Source organism: Stenotrophomonas sp. ASS1 (assembly GCF_004346925.1).
GTDB classification, from domain to species: domain Bacteria; phylum Pseudomonadota; class Gammaproteobacteria; order Xanthomonadales; family Xanthomonadaceae; genus Stenotrophomonas; species Stenotrophomonas maltophilia_A.
Genome location: NZ_CP031167.1, coordinates 2,338,841 through 2,356,653 on the forward strand (window position 1 = coordinate 2,338,841; position 17,813 = coordinate 2,356,653).

Below are 17,813 nucleotides of genomic sequence, written 5' to 3' on the forward strand. Positions count from 1 at the left end.
CGCCGCAACGGGCGCGGCCTTCCATCAATGCAGCGGCACCTTCAACACCGAAGGCGCATTGGCCGGCGAACTGAAGGTCACCGTGCCACCCAGCTGGCTGATGCCCGCGTACCGCAGGTCCACGGTGTCCACCACCAGGGTCAGGCGGCTGCCGGCCGGAAGGTTCCAGCTGCTGGCTTCCAACCGCAGGTCGATGGTCTTCGCCTGCCCCGGCGTGGCACCACGCAGCGTATAGGGCTTGTGGCTGATCAGCTGGCCGTTGCCCAGCACATCCTCGGCGTACAGGTAGGCGTACAACGTGGTGTTGGCGCGGCTGGGCGTGACGGTCAAGCGTACCTCCGGCGTTCCATCCAGGCGCTGCGCACTCCACTGGATCGGCCCCTGCCAGACACCTGCGGCGTTGCGGCCCACGAAGGGCACATAGGCACCCGGCGGCAGGTTGATCATCTGCAATGCACCGGAGGCCATCGCCACGCCGGAATTGGCGGCGGTCAGCAGCCCGCTGCCGATCCGGTAACTCCAGCCGGTGCTGCTGCCGCTCGCGACCAGGCCGCCCGTGGGCAGCAGAAGTCCTTTGGGTGCGCTCAGCGCATAGCTGACAGCGCCGGCATTGGTCGCCTGCCAGTTCGGATAGGTACTCCAGCTGCCCTTCTGCGATTTCAGCTGTACTGCAGGCTGGCGGTCGATGCCATTGGCTTCACCCTTGAGGTAATGGTCGAACCAGTCGCCCACCGAATCGTAGACCTCGTTGGGAACACCCAGAGCGCCAAAGGCTTCGTTGAGCGCATGATCGCCGTGGCGCAACTGCAACTGCTTGGGGCCTTTCAACCGGGTGAAGAAATCGACCAGCTGGCCCGGCGGGAACAGGCTGTCGTTGAAGGCGTTGGCGAGGAACACCGCTGGCTGGTTGGCGTTGATCTCATCGATGCTGGACCCGGGGCTGCGCTGCGCCGCCACCGGCAACAGCGAATCCACCGCGCCCTGGTAGTTGCCGACCAGTACATTGCGATTGATGGTCGTCAGTTCCGGTCCCGGGCGGCCGGTGGCCAGGCCGGCTGCCACCAGCAAGGCGATGCCCTGCGCGCTGGGGGTGTCGTTGCTGTACAGCGAGGCCTGCAGATCGGCCCAGCCACTCAGCGCCGCCACGGCCTTGATGCGTGGATCGCGCGCCGCCGCCAGCAGGCTGGTGCCTGCGCCGTAGGAGATGCCCGAAACGCCGATCCGGGCCGGATCGGCGCGGGTGTTGTCCAGCGCCCAATCAATCAGGGCGCTGACATCTTCGACCGTGGCTGGCCCTGCGATGTCGATGCTGCCGCCGGACTCCCAGAAACCCCGCGAGCTGTAGCTGATCACCACATAGCCGCGCCGCGCCAGCGACTGCGCCACCCCCACATACTCCACGCTGGGTACCGCCCAGCTGCTGGGCATCACCAGCAGTGGATAGCGCCCGCTGCCCGCGTCCTGCGGTTCGATGACGAAGGCCCCGAGAGGCGTTCCATCCCAGCTGGGAATGGTCCGGTGGGTGGTCTTGACCGTAGCGGCCCAGGCGGTGGGCGCCAGTCCGGTCAGCAGGATCAACAGCAGCAATACCTTGCGCATCGTCGTCTGTCCCCGTCGGTGGTGGTGCAACGGGTTGGACCGTACCAGTGCGAATGGTGGGTGGCACCTTGCGACGCAACATGACGTTTGCTGCATTGCCGGCCCATGGGATCGATGCTATGAGAGCTGGGCCCCAAGGATGAATGGACGTCATGAGGTCACGCTTCCTGCTCTTCGCTGTACTGGCGCTATGTGCGCAACGAACCGTGATGGCCAACGAGCAGGCGTTCTCCGATGCGGCGGCCCGCGAGGTCTTCCGGCGCGCCGAACAGCTCTGCAACGGAGACCGGGGTCGATTGTGGGGTCAATCCCTGTGCGGGCCGATGATGCTGGTGGATCCAAAGAGCCGGCAGGTCATCGCCTCGCAGGCAGACGCACATGGTGCGCTGAAGGAGCGCGGCGATGTGTTCACAGGCCAGCTTCCGTCTGATGCGATCGTCGCCAACACCGCCGTGGACTGGTCCGGCACACGCTGGACGCAGCTGCTCTGGCCATTGCCGCAGGACGCGTCCCGACGCAGCACGCTGCTGGCTCACGAAATGTTCCATCGCATGCAGCCGGCGCTGCCCATCATCGCACCGGCGGCAGGTGGAAACGAACACCTCGATACGCTTGAAGGACGCTACTGGCTGCAACTGGAATGGCGCGCGCTTGCGCACGCACTCGAATCCACCGATGCAGTAGCGCAGCACACTGCGATGACGGACGCACTCGCATTCCGCGCCGAGCGCTACCGCCGGTTCCCTGCGGCCGCGCAGGAAGAAGCGGCGCTGGAATTGAACGAGGGCCTGGCCGAGTACACCGGCGTGTTCGTCGGCAATCCGACGCCGTCGACACGTATCCAGGCGGCACTGCATGACCTTCGCGCACACGTGGGTGATCGCAGCTTCGTCCGCTCTTTCGCCTATGCCACCGGCCCGGCCTATGGCCTGCTGCTGGACCAGGCGGCACCTGGCTGGCGCGGCGACCTCGCCCACCAGGCTCTCGATCTCGGCACGCGTCTGGCCGAAGTGACGCAGGCCCCATTGCAGCTGGACGCGACCGCGCTGGGAGCGGCTGCCGCGCGCTATGACGGGCCGGAGCTGCACGAAGCCGAAACGCTGCGCGAGCAGCAGCGCCTTGCGCAGCTGGAACACAACCGTGCGCGCTTCGTGACAGGCCCGGTCGTGCGCCTGGATCTGCGCAACATGCGCATCCAGTTCGATCCCAACACCATGCAGCCGTTGCCAGGCCAAGGCATGGTGTATCCAGCAATGCGGCTGTCCGACATCTGGGGCAGCCTGGATGTCACCGACGGTGCGTTGCTGCAGAGCGACTGGAAGGTCGTATTCGTGCAGGCCCCGGCAAGTGCTGAACCGCCACTGGAGGGGCCGGGGTGGTCGCTGAGCCTGAAGCCGGGATGGTCGCTGGTGCCGGGAACACGCAAGGGCGACTACGTGTTGAAGACGAACCCCTGACCATCGCTACAGGCAGCGCGATGTCCTAGCACGCCTGCGTTTCATCCACGCGCCACATGATCTGACACATCTCCAGTGCTTGCGCGCTGTCACAGCTTCGTCGTTTCGCCATTGACCGAAAGACGACAGCTTGTGACGCTTACGACACCGCACGGCCTCCGCGGCCCTGTCATCGCGGTCACGTCCCACGCATTCCGCACTACCCGACTACGCAGTGTCCTCACATGACCTCGCTCCGGCCCGGTCGTGGCGGACGGCTGCGTCCTGAATCCTCTGCTGGAGAATCGCAATGCGCCTTGCAGGTTTTTTCTTCGCGTTCGTCCTCAGTACCTTCGCCGGTGCCGCCCAGGCCCAGGTGGTCACCCTCAACAAGGGCGGCTTCGTGCTCACCTACGACTGCAGCATCCACAGCGCCACCCGCTACGAGTACACGCTCACCGCCGACACCGGCTCCGCCGCGCGCCCGTCCAGCTTCTACAAAGACCCGGACCTGCCGGCCGGCTGCCTTGGTCAGAACAGCACCGCGTCGTATGCCAGCATCCGCAGCGGCTATGACCGCGGCCATCTGGTGACCTCCAACCACATGGACTACAACGCGACCTACATCCGTCGCGCCAACTACATGACCAACATCGTTCCGCAGGTTTCCAGCTTCAACCAGGGCGTCTGGGTGAAGGCCGAAAACGTGGCCGAGTGCTACCGCGACATCGCGCCGGTGGATGTCTACGGCGGCGTGGTCTACGGCGACGCGTCCAACGATTACTTCCTTGCCAGCCACGGCATTCCGACCCCGGAGTTCTTCTGGAAGACGATCATCACCCGCGACCCGAACACCGGCACCGCCAAGGCGATCAGCTGGATCATCCCGAACGAAGCGAACCTGGGCAGCCTGGACAGTTACCTGGTGACCATCGCCGACCTGGAGGAGCTGCTGGGCGTCAGCTATGTGGCGATCAACGCGCCCGCTTCGCTGAAGAACATGCTGCCGGCCACCACCTGGCCGCAGCCGGCGGGCTGTGATCTGAGCTGAGCTGCCAGGACGCCCGTGCGGTCGCGATTCCGGCCGCACAGGCGCACTTCGCCTGGACAGGCACGGCGCAGTTGGTTTCAGTGCTCTGCCACCTGCACCACCACTTTGCCGAACGGCCCCTGCTGCAGTGCTGCCAGTGCCGCAGGCAGGCCGGCGAACGGATGCACGCTGTCGATGACAGGCTGCAGGCGCTCGCGTTCGATGAAGACGTTCATCGCCTCGAAGGCCCGGCGATGGCCAACCGAAACCCCCTTAAGGGTCGCGCGGCGCAGCATGAGAGGAACCGCCGGCATGTGCAGGTCGGGATCCTCGAGGAAGCCGATCTGCAGGATGTGCCCGCCCACTGCGAGCGCCTCCACGCTCTGGGCGAGGTTGCCGCCTCCCAGCAGCTCAAGCACATGATCGACGCCCTGCCCTCCGCTCAGCTCCATCGCTCGCGCGCCCCATGCAGGATGTTGCCGCGTGTTGATCGACGCCCATGCACCCAGCCGTTCTGCAAGGGCAAGCTTGCTGTCACTGCGTGAAGTCACGATTACCCGGGCTCCCAGCCGCTGGGCGAACTGCATCCCGAACAAGGAAACGCCACCGGTCCCCTGCACAAGCACGGTCTGGCCAGGAGCGAGTTGGCCGGCCTCGACCAGTGCAAACCAGGCCGTCAGCGCCGCCACCGGCAACGTGCTGGCCTGCAGGTCAGACAACGAGGGGGGCGTAGCGACTGCCACGTCCTCCGGCAGCACCACATACTCCGCCAGCACGCCCGGCAGCGGACCGCCCAGGGACAGTCCGTGCTGCAGCATCTCGGGCGGAGGCGCGCCATCGAGCCACTGCGTCCAGAAATTGCCCATCACCCGCTGGCCAACGCTGAAGCGTCGCGCTGGGCGTCCGGTTTCGACAATGACGCCGGCCATGTCCGAAGCGGGAACAAACGGGTGTGGCAGCGGACCGGACAACAGTCCGCCGTCGATCACCAGGCGATCGCGGTAGTTGAGCGACACGGCACCGACCTTGACCAGTACCTCACCAGGGCCTGGCCTGGGAATGGGGCGCCGTACGCAGCGCAGGTGAGCAAGGCCCGGGGCATCGAGCTCCCAGACCTTCATGGTCGAAACAGACATGGGAAATCACTCATTGGCGCGCGGAAGTGCGCCAGGAAAGTCTATTGACGCAAGGAGGTGTTCAGTGACGGGATATTGTCGATAAACTGAATCCATAAATTCCCCAATTGACGCATATGACCAGCTACAGTGCGGCGCGCCTGCAGGGCATCAGTGTGTTCGTCCAGGCCGTGGACGCCGGCAGCTTCACCGCAGCCGGCCTGCGCATGGGGCTGAGCAAATCGGCCGTTGGCAAGAGTGTGGCCACGCTGGAGCGGCGACTGGGCACCCGGTTGCTGGATCGCACCACGCGCAGGCTGGCGCTCACTGTCGAGGGCGCCGAGTTCTACCAGGTCTGCCGGCGCATCCTGGCCGAACTGGACGAAGCCGAATCCAACGCAGCGTCGCGGCGGCAAGAGGTTTCCGGCCTGTTGCGGGTCAGCCTGCCGGTAGCGTTCGGGCAGCGCTGGGTGATGCCGGTACTGATCGGACTGGCGCAACGCCATTCGCGGCTGCAGCTCGATGTCAGCTTCACCGACCGCAGGGTTGATCTGCTCGAGGAAAACGTCGATCTGGCCGTCCGCCTGGGGCCGCTTGACGACAGCAGCTCGCTCTCTGTCCGGGCGCTCGGCCGCCAGCATGCCGTGATATGCGCTGCACCCGGATACCTGGCGGCACGTGGCGTCCCGGTGCGCGCCGAGGATCTTGCCGGACACGACTGCATCACCTTCGGCCGGCAGGGGCACGCGCTGCCCTGGACGGTGCCGGACGGCTCCGGCGGGCTTGTCCAGCACCGCATTGAAGGGCGCCACCGCATCAGTGACGGCGATGCGCTGCGTAGCGCATTGCTGGCCGGGCTGGGCATTGCAGAAGCGACCACCTGGCTGGTGGGGGACGCGCTGCGCAGCGGCGCACTGGTGGCCGTATTCCCTGCCTCGGGTAGCGCGGGCGCGCCCCTGCATGCGCTCTGGCCTACCACCCGCGACCTTGCTCCCAAGGTGCGTGCCGCAGTGGATGCGCTGGTCGAGGCGTTCGTTCCGTCTCCACCGTGGGAAAATACCCGCTGATCGCCCCCATGGCTGTTGTTTCAAGGAGCTGTAGATGTCCCGTTTCCCCTTCGATGCCGTGCTGTTCGACTGCGATGGCGTACTCGTTGATTCCGAGCCGCTGGTCGCTCGCGTGCTTTCGGAAATGCTGACCGAGCGCGGCTGGCCGCTGACCCCGGCGCAGGCCGGTGAGGTGTTCCTGGGCCAGTCCGTGGCCCATCTGGCCGGCCTGATCGAAGAACGCACCGGCAAGCCGTTCACCGAGGAATGGCTGGAAGAGTTCCGCCAGCAGCGCAACCGCGCGTTGGAACGTGACCTGGTTGCCATCCAGGGTGCGCCCGAGGCGGTGCGTGCGATCGCGGTGCTCACCGGCGGCCGGATTGCCTGCGCGTCCGGCGCCGATCTGCACAAGGTGAAGCTGCAGCTGGGCAAGGTCGGCATCCTTGATGCCTTCGGGGCCCACGTGTTCAGCGGCCAGGACATGCCGCACACCAAGCCGCATCCGGATGTCTATCTGGCCGCCGCCGCTGCGCTGGGCGTGGACCCGAAGCGTTGCGCGGTGATCGAGGACACTGTTACCGGTGCAACGGCCGGTGTGGCCGCTGGCGCAACCGTGTTCGGCTTCAGTGAAGGCGGTCCGCACCACAGTACGCCGGAGGCCCTGCGTGCAGCGGGTGCACAGGTGATCTTCCAGCGCATGGAAGACCTGCCCGCCCTGCTTGCCGCCCGTGCGGTCGACGCGGTCGCCTGACCTTGCCTCAGCCCGTAGCGCCGAGTGCGGCGCTGCGGCGCCTTCCGGCGTAGTGCAGCACGAACAGGTAAAGGCCGGTGAACAGTTGCAGGAACAGGGGGGGCAACGGCGAGTAGGTGAGCCACGCCGCAGGCTCGCCCTGTCCCATCGCGCGCACTACGAAGTTGGCGATCACCGCCAGGGTGAACACGATCGAGGTCCAACGGTGCACGGGCCGTGTCCAGCCACCGCGGCTCATTGCCGGCGCCTCGTCTCGGAGCGGGCTTCGATCATCTTCCAGCCATTGCCTGATGGATCGCGGAATCCGGCGTCCACGGCGCCATAGCGCTCGATCGGCTCCTGGGTGAATTCCACGCCCAGCGCCAGCCATTGCGTGTAGCACGCCTGGCAGTCATCCACGGCCAGCACCAGCGGCGGCATTGCGCCCTTGGCCACCAGCTGCTGCAGCGAAAGCGCGGTGGCCGCATCGTGGGTGGGCGGGCCAGGCACGAACAGGCCCAGCTGGAAACCGTCCTGGCCCGGGCTGCGTACCGTCAGCCAGCGGTAGCTGCCGTTGCGTACATCGGTATGCACTTCGAAGCCGAGCTTGCCGACATAGAACGCGAGCGCCTCATCCTGGTCGCGCACATACAGGCCGACCGTGTTCACAGTGTTCGTCATGGGACCTCCCTCAGGTGGGGTCCACGTTAGCAACCGCCTCGCGGCGACGCTTCTCCAAAACTGCGATCTTCAGGTCGGGTCGCTGTGCGGCACGTGCGTGGCATTCCGGCACGCTGGCCGACGCCGCCTGGCCTGCACGCTCACGCTCACGCACATTGCCCGGGCTGTCACCGGTAATGTCACGGAAGATGCGGCCAAAGGTGCCCAGGCTGCCCCACCCGGTCTGCACGGCGATTTCGGTCACCGGCAGGTCGGTGTCACGCAACATCGCCACGGCCCGTTCGATGCGGCGGCTGAGAAGATACCGGTGCGGCGGCAGCCCGAATGCCTGCTTGAACGAGCGGGCGAAGTGCGCCGGCGACACCGCACTGACCTCGGCCAGGCGTGTGACTGGCCATTCCTCATGGCTGGCCCGGTCCATCCGGTCCTTGGCACGCAGCAGGCGTCGCAGCAGTTCGGGGCTCTGGTTCACGGCGTCACCGCTTGCGCCAGATGATGGCGTGCTGCGTGCCGTGCCTCGGCGGCCTGTTCGACCAACCAGTCACGGAATGCGATGACCTTGGCGCTCCCACTCCGCGCCGAGGGCGCCACGAACCAGAAGCTGCGACCGTCGCTGGCGACACCCGGATGCGCCTGCACCAGGCGCCCGCTCTCCAGCTCGGCCTGGAACAGGATCGGCGAACCGATGGCGATGCCCTGCCCTGCGATCGCGGCACCGACATCCAGATGCTCGACGGCGAAGGGCGTGACCAGACTCCCTGGTGCCGGCGGTGGAAGGTGCCCGTGTGCGGCGAACCACAGGGCCCACCAGTCCGGCCGACCGAGCAGGGGAATCTCCAGCGCGGTGCTGCCCAGCCCACGGGCCGCCGGAAGCAGCGCCGGCGCACACAACGGCATGAAAACGCTGGGGAACAAGGGCGTGGCCTGCAGCCCAGGCCACTCGCCATGCCCGTTGCGGATGGCGGCATCGAAGTGGCCGGCGGCAAGATCCTGCGGCTCTGCCGACAGATCCAGTTCCAGCAGGAGCTGCCGATGGCGGGCGCGGAACGTACCCAGCCGCGGCGTCAACCAACTGGTGCCCAGCGTTGGCAGTACGGACAGGCGCAGTCGCGCAGCATCCATGCCAGCGGCGCGCATGAAGCTGGCGCGTAGTGCGTCGAATGCCCGGGTGGCTTCCTGCGCGACGCTGGCACCCACCACCGTCAGTTCCACGTGCTGTGCGTGGCGCAGGAACAGGCAGGTACCGGTCTGGGCCTCCAGCCGCCGCACGTGATAGCTCACCGATGCCGCAGTGGTGTCGAGCTCCTCGGCGGCACGCGCGAAGCTGCCCAGCCGCGCCGCCGCCTCGAAGGCGCGGATGGCGGCAAGCGATGGCAGCTGGCGTTGGGTGACCATAAGTGTGACTTAGCCTGAGCCCCGATATCTGCGTGGTCAATCCCCTTCGTACCCGCAACCATGGGGGCACCTTCGGTAGGGGATCACGCATATGGATCGACGGCAGTTCCTGGTCACCCTGGCCGCCACGGCCGCGTCCACCGCCCTGCCCGCCGGGTGGGCCCTGGCCAGTCACAGCGAAGACTGGAAATGGTTGCAGGGCAACTGGCAGGTCCGGCACCAACGCCTGAAGGAGCGGCTGGTGGGCGATACTCGCTGGGAAGCCTTCACCGGCGCCAGCGCGGTCTGGCTCACCCTGGGCGGGCTCGGCACCATCGATGACAACGTCATGGAACTGCCCTCGGGTCCCTACAGGGGCCTGGGCGTGCGTGCCTTTGATCCGGTGTCTTCCACATGGTCGATCTGGTGGATCGATGGCCGCAATCCTGCCCATATCGAAGCGCCCGTGCGCGGCGCTTTCAAGGGCGATGCCGGCAGCTTTCGCGGCACCGACCGGATCGACGGACGCCCCATCGACGTGTGGTTCAGGTGGCACGCCATCCACGGCGAGGAGCCGTGGTGGGAACAGGCATTCTCCGACGACGCCGGTGCGCACTGGGAGGTGAACTGGCGCAACTGGTTCCGCCGCACGGCTGCGGCCCCCTCGCCGCTTCCGAAGCTGCCGGATGCACCGGGCGATTTTGATTTTCTGGTGGGCCATTGGAACGTGCGCCATCGTCGCCTGCGCGCCCGGCTGGCAGGCAGCGATGCGTGGGACGCGTTCAACGGCACCCTGCACAACTGGCCGGTACTGGGAGGATTCGGCAACGTAGGTGACAATCTGATGGACGTGCCAGGAGCCCCGCTGCGCGGCATGGGCATCCGCGCCTGGAATGCGGCTGAGCGGCACTGGCTGAGTTGGTGGCTGGATGGCCGGGAACCGACCCGGATCGGCGCGCCGCTGCGCGGTGGTTTCAAGGCCGGTGTCGGTCGCTTCTTTGGCGAAGACCAGCACGACGGACGAGCGATCCAGACGCGGGTGATCTGGTCACGCATTACCCCGCGTTCGGCGCGCTGGGAACAGGCGGCCTCGACCGATGGTGGACGCAGCTGGGAAACCAACTGGGTCAGCGACTTCGAGCGGCAGGCATGAAGGCGCTGCTGGCCGTGATGCTGCTGGTGTCTGCATCGCCTGGCGCGTCTCCATCCAGGGTGTTGCAGATCGTCGGCCCGGCCGAGCGCTTTGCTCCGGGCATTGCATCCACGCAGTACGACGAGATCCGACTGACTTTGAGCCCGGACGGAAAGACCGCACTGTGGTTCAGCCGCAACCGGCCCGGCGGTCAGGGCGGGTATGACATATGGGTTTCGCGCCACGACGGGCAGCGCTGGCGGCCGGCGAAGCCGGTCTCGTTCAATACGCCGGGACGTGACTTCGATCCTGCCTTTTCCGCCGATGGCCGCGTGGTGTATTTCTGTTCGGATCGAGCAGGCGGCCAGGGCGGCGACGATCTGTACCGGGTCAGCATGGGGAGCGACGGTCGATTCGGGGAGCCGGTCAATCTTGGCCCGGCAGTGAACAGCGCGGCCGATGAATTCGCGCCGATGCTCTCGCCCGACGCAGCCACGCTGCTGTTCTCCAGCGATCGCGCAGGCGGTGCGGGTGGCCATGACCTCTACGTCGCAGCGATGGTCCGTGGCATGGCGCAGCCGGCACGGCCGCTGCCGGGAGACGTCAATACCGCAGCGCAGGAGTTCGATGCCACCTTCCTGGGCGACGGCCGGACGCTGGTGTTTGCCCGCGCCCTGGACTTCGGCAGTGCACCGGTACGCCAGTTCATTGCCTACGAGCGTGGAGGCCGTTATGACGCGGGCCTTGCATTGCCCTCCCCCTTGAACGAGGCCTCCGGCGACAGCTACGGCGCGATGCTGGATGGCTCGCAACCCGACACCTTGACCTATTCGGCGCGGCGCGCGGACGGTGCAGGGTTGGACCTGTACCGCATCCGCTTTCGGATGATGCGCCCTTGAAGGCAGATGGTGTCGATTTTCGGCGCCCCGGTTCGTCGAGAGGATGAAACCCCAGGAGAAAACGCAGATGGCCTCACACCCGTCCCTTGCCTGCGCCTGCGGCCAGGTGCGCCTGACCGCCACGGGCCAACCCATTGCCACCGTCGAATGCTGCTGCGACAGCTGCCGCAAGGCCGGCGCCATGCTGCAGTCGATGCCCCGAGCACCGGACGTCCTGGGCCCGCACGGCCAGACGCTCTTCGTAATGCACCGCAAGGATCGCGTCAGCATCGATGCCGGACATGCCATGCTGCGCGCGTTGCGGTTGTCCAGCAGGGGCGGCAGCCGCCGCGTCGTGGCGGGCTGCTGCAATACACCGCTGTTCCTGGAGTTCAGCGGTGGCCATTGGCTGAGCCTGTATGGCCTGTTGTGGCCGGCGTCGGCAAGACCCGCCGTGGAGATGCGGACCATGGTCAGTGATCTTCCTGACCCGTCTGTCCTTCCGGGCGATGTGCCGAACCTGAGAACCCACTCGCTGCGGTTCTACGCCCGCCTGATGAAGGCGTGGATCGCCATGGGCTTCCGCAGCCCGCGCATCGAAGTCGCGGGAGATACCCATGTCTGAGCCCGAGCGGATCGAGATCGAGAGCATCGCCACGCCCGGGCACATCCAGCGTGTGGATCGCGCCAAGTATCTCGCCATGCGCCATGCCTTGCTGCGGGCCCTGCCTGCGCACCCTCCAGGCCTGACCGTTGCGCAGGCCAAGCAGGCGCTGCTGCCGCACCTGCCCGCCGCCCTGTTCCCGGCAGGCGCCACCGCCGGCTGGTGGTTGAAGGCGGTGCAGCTGGACCTGGAAGCCAAGGGCGTGATCGAGCGCGTCGCGGGCAAGCCGTTGCGCCTGTTCAAGCACCTGGCGGCCGGCTGATCAGCGCTGCGCAGGCAGCTCCAACCGGTGCTTGCGGCACAGGCGATACACCGTCACCCGCGAGATCTGCATCTGCCGCGCGCACTCGGAAACGTTGTAGCCGGTCTGGCGCAGGGTCTGCAGCAGCACATCGCGCTCGGCCTGGCCCCGCGCATCGTGCAGCATCGCCCCAGGCAGGACCGCCACCGATGCGCCCAGCTCCAGGTCGCGCTCGCTGATCAGCTCGCCCTCGGCCATGATCGCTGCACGCTGCACACGGTTCAGCAGTTCGCGTACGTTGCCGGGCCATTCGAAACGCCGCATGGCCTGCAGTGCGGCCGGCCCAAAGCCGCGTGCACGCACGCTGTGCCGCTGCCGGAAACAGCGCAGGAAGTGTTCGGCCAGCAGCTGCACATCGGCACCGCGCTCACGCAATGGTGGCATGAGCAGGCGCAGCACGTTCAGACGGTAATAGAGATCGCTGCGGAACCGGCCCTGCGCCACCGCGTGTTCCAGTTCCACGTGGGTGGCAGCCAGCACTCTCACATCCGCCCGCAACGGCTGGCTGCTGCCGACACGCTCGAAGGTGCCCTCCTGCAGTACACGCAACAGGCTGGTCTGCGCCTCCGACGGCAGGTCACCGACTTCGTCCAGAAACACCGTGCCGCCGTGCGCGGATTCGAACACGCCGATCTGCCGCTTGTCGGCACCGGTGAACGAGCCACGTTCGTGGCCGAACAGCTCCGACTGCACCAGGTTGGCCGGAATCGCACCACAGTTCACCGCAATGAAAGGCCTGCCAGCACGCCCCGACAACGCATGCAGCGCATGTGCGGCCAGTTCCTTGCCTGTACCGGTTTCGCCGGTGACCAGCACCGGCAGCTCCACCGGCGCAAACTTGTGCAGCACCGTGCGCACCGCATGCAGCGCAGCGCTTTCGCCAATCAATGCGTGCGGTCCCTGCCCGCTGCAGGTTGCGTCGACAGGCGGATCATCTGCGTCGAACTGCTGGCGCATTGCGCAGACCAGATCCTGCAGGCCGAACGGCAGCGTGAAGCGGGCACGGCATCGCTGCAGCAACGGCAGCCAGGCCGCTGAAGCAGGTCCGGCACCCGGTGGCAGTACCGCCAGCCAGGGTAGATGCTGGTGCTGCTCGATCCACGGTACCAGCAGCTGCAGCGCGACCGCATCGAGGTGGCGCAGATCGAGCACGGCGAGCAAGCGATCGCGCCCGCGCAGGCCAATCGCCATGGCGGGATCGGGACGGATGCTGCGCACATACCAGCCTGCTGCCGCCAGCGCACTGCGCTCGTTCGCCAACGGCTCGCCAAACCAGAGCACGCAACGTGACGTTGAAGCCTCCGGGACCGCTGCCATGCTTCCCCCAGCATCCGGACACCGTCGGCGGACTGTCAGGCAATCACCGGCGTGCCGCCCCCCGCCGGGACCTCTACGGCCACCGGGGCGGCCTTTGTTGGGCGGATCCTAGCGCTTCCCTAAACGGCGGCGCAATGAGCAGTGCGTCAAGAAATTGCTGGCTGAAGCGGCACCGTTGCAGACCGCGACGCCACCTGTAACACGGATGCGACAGTCGCCCGCGGCCCTTGCCCTGCAGTGCCTGGGGCTTCGAAATCCCAACAATTCCACGACGTGCCTGTAACAGCGTGGCAGCAGCCCGGTCAGGTGCGGCACGGTGCCGACATTGGCCGGTGGGCACTTCGAAGTTGGCACGGTTGATGCGTGGTTCCGCCGCACCCATCGCGGGAGATCGGCATGGACGGCTCCACCCTGATTCGCGGCCTGGCCGCAGCACTGGCAGTGGCCCTGCTGTCGGTTGGCGCGGGCGCATCCGCATCCGGCGCCCGCCAAGGCGTGAAGGCACAACCGGGCGAAATCGTCCTGCTGCGGGATGTATCCGCGCGCCCGGCATATCGCATGGCACCGCCGGGCATGGCGCTGATTGCCGACCCGAAGCCGCAGCGCGAGATCGCCACCGCATTGGGTGCCGGCGGCACAACAACCGGCATGGACGAGTTGAGCGATGAGGACTATGCCGGCATGGGCGCCGGCCAGGCCGCGTCCATCACGGCGCCGGGTGGCACCACCGTTGAACAGGTCACCCAGCAGGCCCTGGGCGGCACGCTGGGCCGCAGTGGCGACGGCATGGTCGGCAGCAATCTGGGGGGGGCCATGAGTGGGCCGCTCGGTGCGGTCGGCAGCAGCACCCGCGGTATCGCCGATACCGTGCGCGGCGCACTGGCCCAGTTCCCGCTGCAGGGCACGGCCCCGGCAGGTGGAAAATGAAGCCCCTGCACGGGTTGCTTCTGCTGCTCGCTGCCGCGCCCTGGGCGACCCGGGCCGATGACTACAGCGGCATGCTCGCCTATCTCGACGTGGCCCGCATCGACGGCCACGCACTTGCCGGAACAAATGGCGCCATCGCCGTGAACCAGGCCGCCGGCGACCTCAACGTGCAGGCCAACCTACGGGGTATCGCCAAGGGTGATCGCGCCGACGTCGCGATCAATGCGCGGCAACTGCAGCAGGGCAACCGCGTGCTGTCCGGGCCGCTGCAGGCCACTGCATTCATTGGCGGTGACGCACTGGCCGATGCCAGTGGCATCGCATCCATCAACCAGGCCAGCGGCATCGCCAACACGACGCTCAACGTCGTCAGCGCGACGCTGGCCCGACAGGGCATACGCGAAACCGACGATACGGCCTTGGCCGCCGAGGGTTCCGCGTTGGCAGGGGGGCGGGACGACACCGGTCACGGCGTCGCGACGGGCACCCGCAGCGCAGGTGTAGCCAGCACCGCACTGCGGGGATTCGACGGGGTCCTGCAACTCAATCAGATCGCGGGCAACGGCAACGACACGGCCAACGTATTGGGCCTGGTCGTGCAGGACCGCCCGTGACAACCACCCAACCGATGCACCACCTGATGAGAGAGAGGGCACCATGAAAGCGACCGTCAAACAGACCATGCTCGCCATGGCGATTGCCACTGCCTCGACCGCCGCTGCGGCCAATGGCTGGGACAACCAGAACGCCAACGCGAACATCAATCACAACCACACCGTCAGCGAAACCCGCAACGACACCCACAACCACACCGACAACGACGTACGCAACCGCACCGTCAACGTCAATGTGCAGAAACACAGCAACATCCAGGCCGACGAACGCAAGGAAAAGAACAACCACGGCGTCGACGTGAACCTGGAGAAGGACCTGCGGCTGAGCACCGACATCAATTTCTCCGGTGACCCGAACATCACCGGCGACATCGACCTCGACTCGGCGGCCATTGCCGTGATCGACAACCGCCAGTCGATCAGCAACAACGTCACCAGCAACAGCCTGGTCACCAACAGTGCTTCCATCGGTGACAGCGTGGGTGCCGGCGCCTCGGGCAATCTCGGCTTCAACGTGGTCTCCGGCGACAACAACGCGCAGGACAATGCCGCGTCGCTGTCCGCTGCCGACGCGTCCTTCAGCTTCGGCATGGCCGACGCCGAGGTGTTCGTCAACCAGGCCGGCTTCGGCAACGCCACCATGAACTCCGGGGTCACCAACGCCGCAGGTCTCGGCGGCAACGCCTTCGGTGGTGCTTCGGGCAACATCGGCGTGAACATCGCCTCGGGCAACAACAACGAGCAGAAGAACGCGCTCGCGGCCTCGGTAGCGACCACCGCGGTGGCGCAGTCGAGCATCAGCTCCAACCAAGTCTCCACCGGCAACACGGTCAGCAATGCCGGCTTCGTGCAGTCCTACACGGATACCGTGCAGGTCGGCATGCGTGGCGGCGTCAGCGGCCTGACGCTGGCCTATGGCGCGGGCACCTACCGCGGCACCGGCAACGCCTATCAGATGGCCAACTACTATCTGGATACATGGAATGGCGAGCTGCCACATCCGGGTGGCAACAGCACCGGCCACATCGACCTGGACAACCAGATCCAGAACGCCACGATGAACCCCAACCGGCCGGGAGTGGGCGGCCTGGGCTTCGATACGCGTGAGAGTGGCACCAGCCAGTTCGTCGAACTGGGCGTGGCCGATCTGTACGCCAGCCTCAGCGGCACGGTCAGCACCACGCGCTGGGTGAACGTCAACGCCACCAACACCTCGGCGTTGTCCGGCAGTGCCTTCTCCGGCGCCTCCGGCAACATCGGCGTGAACGTTGCTGCGGGCACCGGCAACCTGCAGGCCAACAGCCTGGCCCTGGCCGTCGCCCAGCCCAGCACCGGCGGCGGTGGCGGTGGCGGCACCGGCGAGTAAGCGCAACACCCCGGCCGTCCGCCAATGGCCGGGTCCCTGGGAGCCCCTGTTCCTCCTCCCCCTTGGGACAGGGGCTCCCCCCTGCTGCCGGAGAACGTGATGATCCGTTGCCGCCTCTCGATGCGCCTGCTGGCGATGCTGTTGCTGCTGGGTACCGCCTCCGCGTGGGCGGGCGAGGTGCGCTTCAGCGGCGTATTGCCCAATGGCGCGTTGCTGCAGCAGAAGGTGGAGAGCATGCAGGAGCGGCGCTACCGCAACGTGGTGCGGCAGCACACCGATTACAGCTGCGGGGCCGCCGCGCTGGCCACCATCCTGCGCCACGCCTACCACCTTGATACCGACGAGGCGACGGTGATCGAGGGAATGATGGGGGTCTCCGATCCCGCTCTGGTAGCCGAGCGCGGCTTCTCGCTGCTCGACATCAAGCGCTACGTGGAATCGCTGGGCATGCGCGGTCGGGGCTACCGCATCGATGAAACACGACTGCGCACCCTTCGCGTGCCAGGACTTGTGTTGATGGACGTGCGCGGTTTCCGCCATTTCGTGGTGCTCAAGCAGGTGCGCAACGGCATCGTGGAAGTGGCCGACCCGATCCTGGGCAACCGCAGCCTGGCCCTTCCGGAGTTCCTGGCCGCCTGGCCATCGCGCGCGGTCTTCGTGGTGATCGGCAGCGACTTCGATCGCAACACCGCTCTTCTGCAACCCAGCGAACGGCCAAGCGCCCGCGCGCTCTACGCGCGGCAAGGGCCGATCACCGATGCCGAACTGGTCGACTTCGGCTTCAGCCACGCCGACCTGTTCTGAAGGAGGTTCGACCATGTTCCGCCAACCGATGATGATGGCTCTGCTGCTGGCCTTCCCTTCCCTGCCTCTGCAGGCGGCAGAGGGTGCTCCCGGTCACGGCCTGAAGGAAATTCCGGACCCGGAACTGAGCCTGATGCGGGGGCGCTACACCGTGGGTGGCAACAACGTTGCCTGGTTCGGGGTCACCATGGTGTCGCAGTGGCAGGCCAGCAACGGCGCGACGCTGCAGGGCAGCCTCACCCTGGGCATGGACTTCCGTGGTGGTGGCGCGCCGAAGCTGAGCTTCCAGCCCAGCGTGCATGTCACGGCAGCCGATGCGCCGCTGCCCGATACCCACGGACGCAGCATCGACAGCAGCGGCCTGGCCAACGCCAGCGGCCTGGTGCAGAGCGTGCAGGTGGCCGGCGATGGCAATGTCGCGCGCAACGTCACCACGCTGACCGTCCGCGAGGGTGGCGTGCCAGCCGTTCTCTCTGATGGCGCAGGCAACGTCACCGCGCAGCAGGCCGGCGCCAGCGCGACCGCCGTGCTGGAAGGCAACCAGGCACGCCTGCTGCTGCAGGTGGATGGCCAGGGGCTGGTGCAGCAGTGGATTCGCAACGGCAGCGTCGGCCAGGGTATCGCCCTCGCCGGTGACGGCCAGATCGCCAGTAACCAGCTGCGGCTGGAGCTGGTGCGCAACGCCGTGGGCAGCAACCTGCCGTTGAGCCAGAACGTGGCCCAGGCGATTGCGTTGAACCGCGGTATGGGGCCAGGCCAGTAACAGGGCCTGGCATTGGGGGAAACGCTCCACAACGCA

At 66.8% G+C, this 17,813-nt stretch carries 20 protein-coding genes; 13 read left to right on the plus strand and 7 right to left on the minus strand.

The features are described from left to right. Window positions 1–24: 24 nt before the first annotated feature. Window positions 25–1,599 (minus strand): S15 peptidase family protein, encoded by a 1,575-nt coding sequence (locus MG068_RS10970; RefSeq protein WP_121503340.1) that lies wholly within the window; start codon window positions 1,597–1,599, stop codon window positions 25–27. A gap of 152 nt (window positions 1,600–1,751) precedes the next feature. On the opposite strand from MG068_RS10970, the gene MG068_RS10975 reads away from it, so the two are divergent. Both MG068_RS10975 and MG068_RS10980 read left to right on the plus strand, forming a co-directional pair. After that, a complete protein-coding gene (locus MG068_RS10975) occupies window positions 1,752–3,056 on the plus strand; it encodes a hypothetical protein (protein ID WP_489686034.1) in 1,305 nt (434 codons plus the stop codon). A gap of 289 nt (window positions 3,057–3,345) precedes the next feature. Then, on the plus strand, window positions 3,346–4,086 hold the full coding sequence (locus MG068_RS10980) for a DNA/RNA non-specific endonuclease (protein WP_132810170.1): 741 nt from the start codon (window positions 3,346–3,348) through the stop codon (window positions 4,084–4,086). Window positions 4,087–4,163: 77 nt separating this feature from the next. Here the strand turns inward: MG068_RS10980 and MG068_RS10985 are convergent, their stop codons facing one another. Further along, complete coding sequence (locus MG068_RS10985) at window positions 4,164–5,201, minus strand: zinc-dependent alcohol dehydrogenase family protein (protein WP_132810171.1); 1,038 nt, start codon at window positions 5,199–5,201, stop codon at window positions 4,164–4,166. A 116-nt stretch (window positions 5,202–5,317) separates the two neighbouring features. On the opposite strand from MG068_RS10985, the gene MG068_RS10990 reads away from it, so the two are divergent. After that, on the plus strand, window positions 5,318–6,247 hold the full coding sequence (locus MG068_RS10990; protein ID WP_132810172.1) for a LysR family transcriptional regulator: 930 nt from the start codon (window positions 5,318–5,320) through the stop codon (window positions 6,245–6,247). Between the two features lie 34 nt (window positions 6,248–6,281). Beyond that, a complete protein-coding gene (locus MG068_RS10995) occupies window positions 6,282–6,977 on the plus strand; it encodes an HAD family hydrolase (protein WP_132810173.1) in 696 nt (231 codons plus the stop codon). 7 nt (window positions 6,978–6,984) lie between these two features. Here the strand turns inward: MG068_RS10995 and MG068_RS11000 are convergent, their stop codons facing one another. The 4 genes from MG068_RS11000 to MG068_RS11015 are packed head-to-tail and all read right to left on the minus strand — an operon-like array spanning window position 6,985 to window position 9,032. Continuing rightward, the gene (locus MG068_RS11000; protein ID WP_132810174.1) at window positions 6,985–7,215 is read right to left on the minus strand and encodes a hypothetical protein; all 231 of its coding nucleotides are present in this window, start codon (window positions 7,213–7,215) and stop codon (window positions 6,985–6,987) included. Beyond that, a complete protein-coding gene (locus MG068_RS11005) occupies window positions 7,212–7,637 on the minus strand; it encodes a VOC family protein (protein WP_121503347.1) in 426 nt (141 codons plus the stop codon). Before MG068_RS11005 ends, MG068_RS11000 begins: the two co-directional genes overlap by 4 nt. 10 nt (window positions 7,638–7,647) lie before the next feature. After that, window positions 7,648–8,109, minus strand: a complete 462-nt coding sequence (locus MG068_RS11010; protein ID WP_107431935.1) for a helix-turn-helix domain-containing protein — start codon at window positions 8,107–8,109, stop codon at window positions 7,648–7,650. Further along, entirely contained in the window at window positions 8,106–9,032 is a 927-nt protein-coding gene (locus MG068_RS11015; RefSeq protein ID WP_049461072.1) for a LysR substrate-binding domain-containing protein, read from the minus strand. Before MG068_RS11015 ends, MG068_RS11010 begins: the two co-directional genes overlap by 4 nt. 91 nt (window positions 9,033–9,123) lie before the next feature. Here MG068_RS11015 and MG068_RS11020 point away from each other — a divergent pair, with 91 nt between their 5' ends. From MG068_RS11020 to MG068_RS11035, 4 genes are all read left to right on the plus strand, one after another. Then, the gene (locus tag MG068_RS11020; RefSeq protein ID WP_132810175.1) at window positions 9,124–10,164 is read left to right on the plus strand and encodes a hypothetical protein; all 1,041 of its coding nucleotides are present in this window, start codon (window positions 9,124–9,126) and stop codon (window positions 10,162–10,164) included. Then, window positions 10,161–11,042, plus strand: a complete 882-nt coding sequence (locus MG068_RS11025) for a TolB family protein (RefSeq protein WP_132810176.1) — start codon at window positions 10,161–10,163, stop codon at window positions 11,040–11,042. The genes MG068_RS11020 and MG068_RS11025 overlap by 4 nt, the downstream gene beginning before the upstream one ends. A 67-nt stretch (window positions 11,043–11,109) precedes the next feature. Beyond that, window positions 11,110–11,646 carry a GFA family protein gene (locus MG068_RS11030; protein WP_132811138.1) on the plus strand — a complete coding sequence of 179 codons (537 nt, stop codon included), beginning with the start codon at window positions 11,110–11,112 and terminating at the stop codon, window positions 11,644–11,646. Further along, window positions 11,639–11,947 carry a DUF6958 family protein gene (locus tag MG068_RS11035; protein WP_132810177.1) on the plus strand — a complete coding sequence of 103 codons (309 nt, stop codon included), beginning with the start codon at window positions 11,639–11,641 and terminating at the stop codon, window positions 11,945–11,947. The genes MG068_RS11030 and MG068_RS11035 overlap by 8 nt, the downstream gene beginning before the upstream one ends. On the opposite strand, the gene MG068_RS11040 is transcribed toward MG068_RS11035, so the two are convergent. After that, the gene (locus MG068_RS11040) at window positions 11,948–13,303 is read right to left on the minus strand and encodes a sigma-54 interaction domain-containing protein (protein WP_132810178.1); all 1,356 of its coding nucleotides are present in this window, start codon (window positions 13,301–13,303) and stop codon (window positions 11,948–11,950) included. 396 nt (window positions 13,304–13,699) lie between these two features. Between MG068_RS11040 and MG068_RS11045 the strand changes: the two genes are divergently transcribed. The 5 genes from MG068_RS11045 to MG068_RS11065 all read left to right on the plus strand — a co-directional run bounded on the left by MG068_RS11045 (window position 13,700) and on the right by MG068_RS11065 (window position 17,777). After that, a complete protein-coding gene (locus MG068_RS11045) occupies window positions 13,700–14,230 on the plus strand; it encodes a hypothetical protein (protein ID WP_132810179.1) in 531 nt (176 codons plus the stop codon). Next, window positions 14,227–14,844, plus strand: a complete 618-nt coding sequence (locus tag MG068_RS11050; RefSeq protein WP_132810180.1) for a hypothetical protein — start codon at window positions 14,227–14,229, stop codon at window positions 14,842–14,844. The genes MG068_RS11045 and MG068_RS11050 overlap by 4 nt, the downstream gene beginning before the upstream one ends. Before the next feature lie 43 nt (window positions 14,845–14,887). Continuing rightward, window positions 14,888–16,210, plus strand: coding sequence for an adhesin (locus MG068_RS11055; protein WP_132810181.1), 1,323 nt, complete (start codon window positions 14,888–14,890; stop codon window positions 16,208–16,210). 99 nt (window positions 16,211–16,309) lie between these two features. Further along, window positions 16,310–17,014 (plus strand): C39 family peptidase, encoded by a 705-nt coding sequence (locus tag MG068_RS11060; protein WP_032127221.1) that lies wholly within the window; start codon window positions 16,310–16,312, stop codon window positions 17,012–17,014. A 13-nt stretch (window positions 17,015–17,027) separates the two neighbouring features. After that, window positions 17,028–17,777 carry a hypothetical protein gene (locus tag MG068_RS11065; protein WP_132810182.1) on the plus strand — a complete coding sequence of 250 codons (750 nt, stop codon included), beginning with the start codon at window positions 17,028–17,030 and terminating at the stop codon, window positions 17,775–17,777. Window positions 17,778–17,813: the final 36 nt, after the last annotated feature.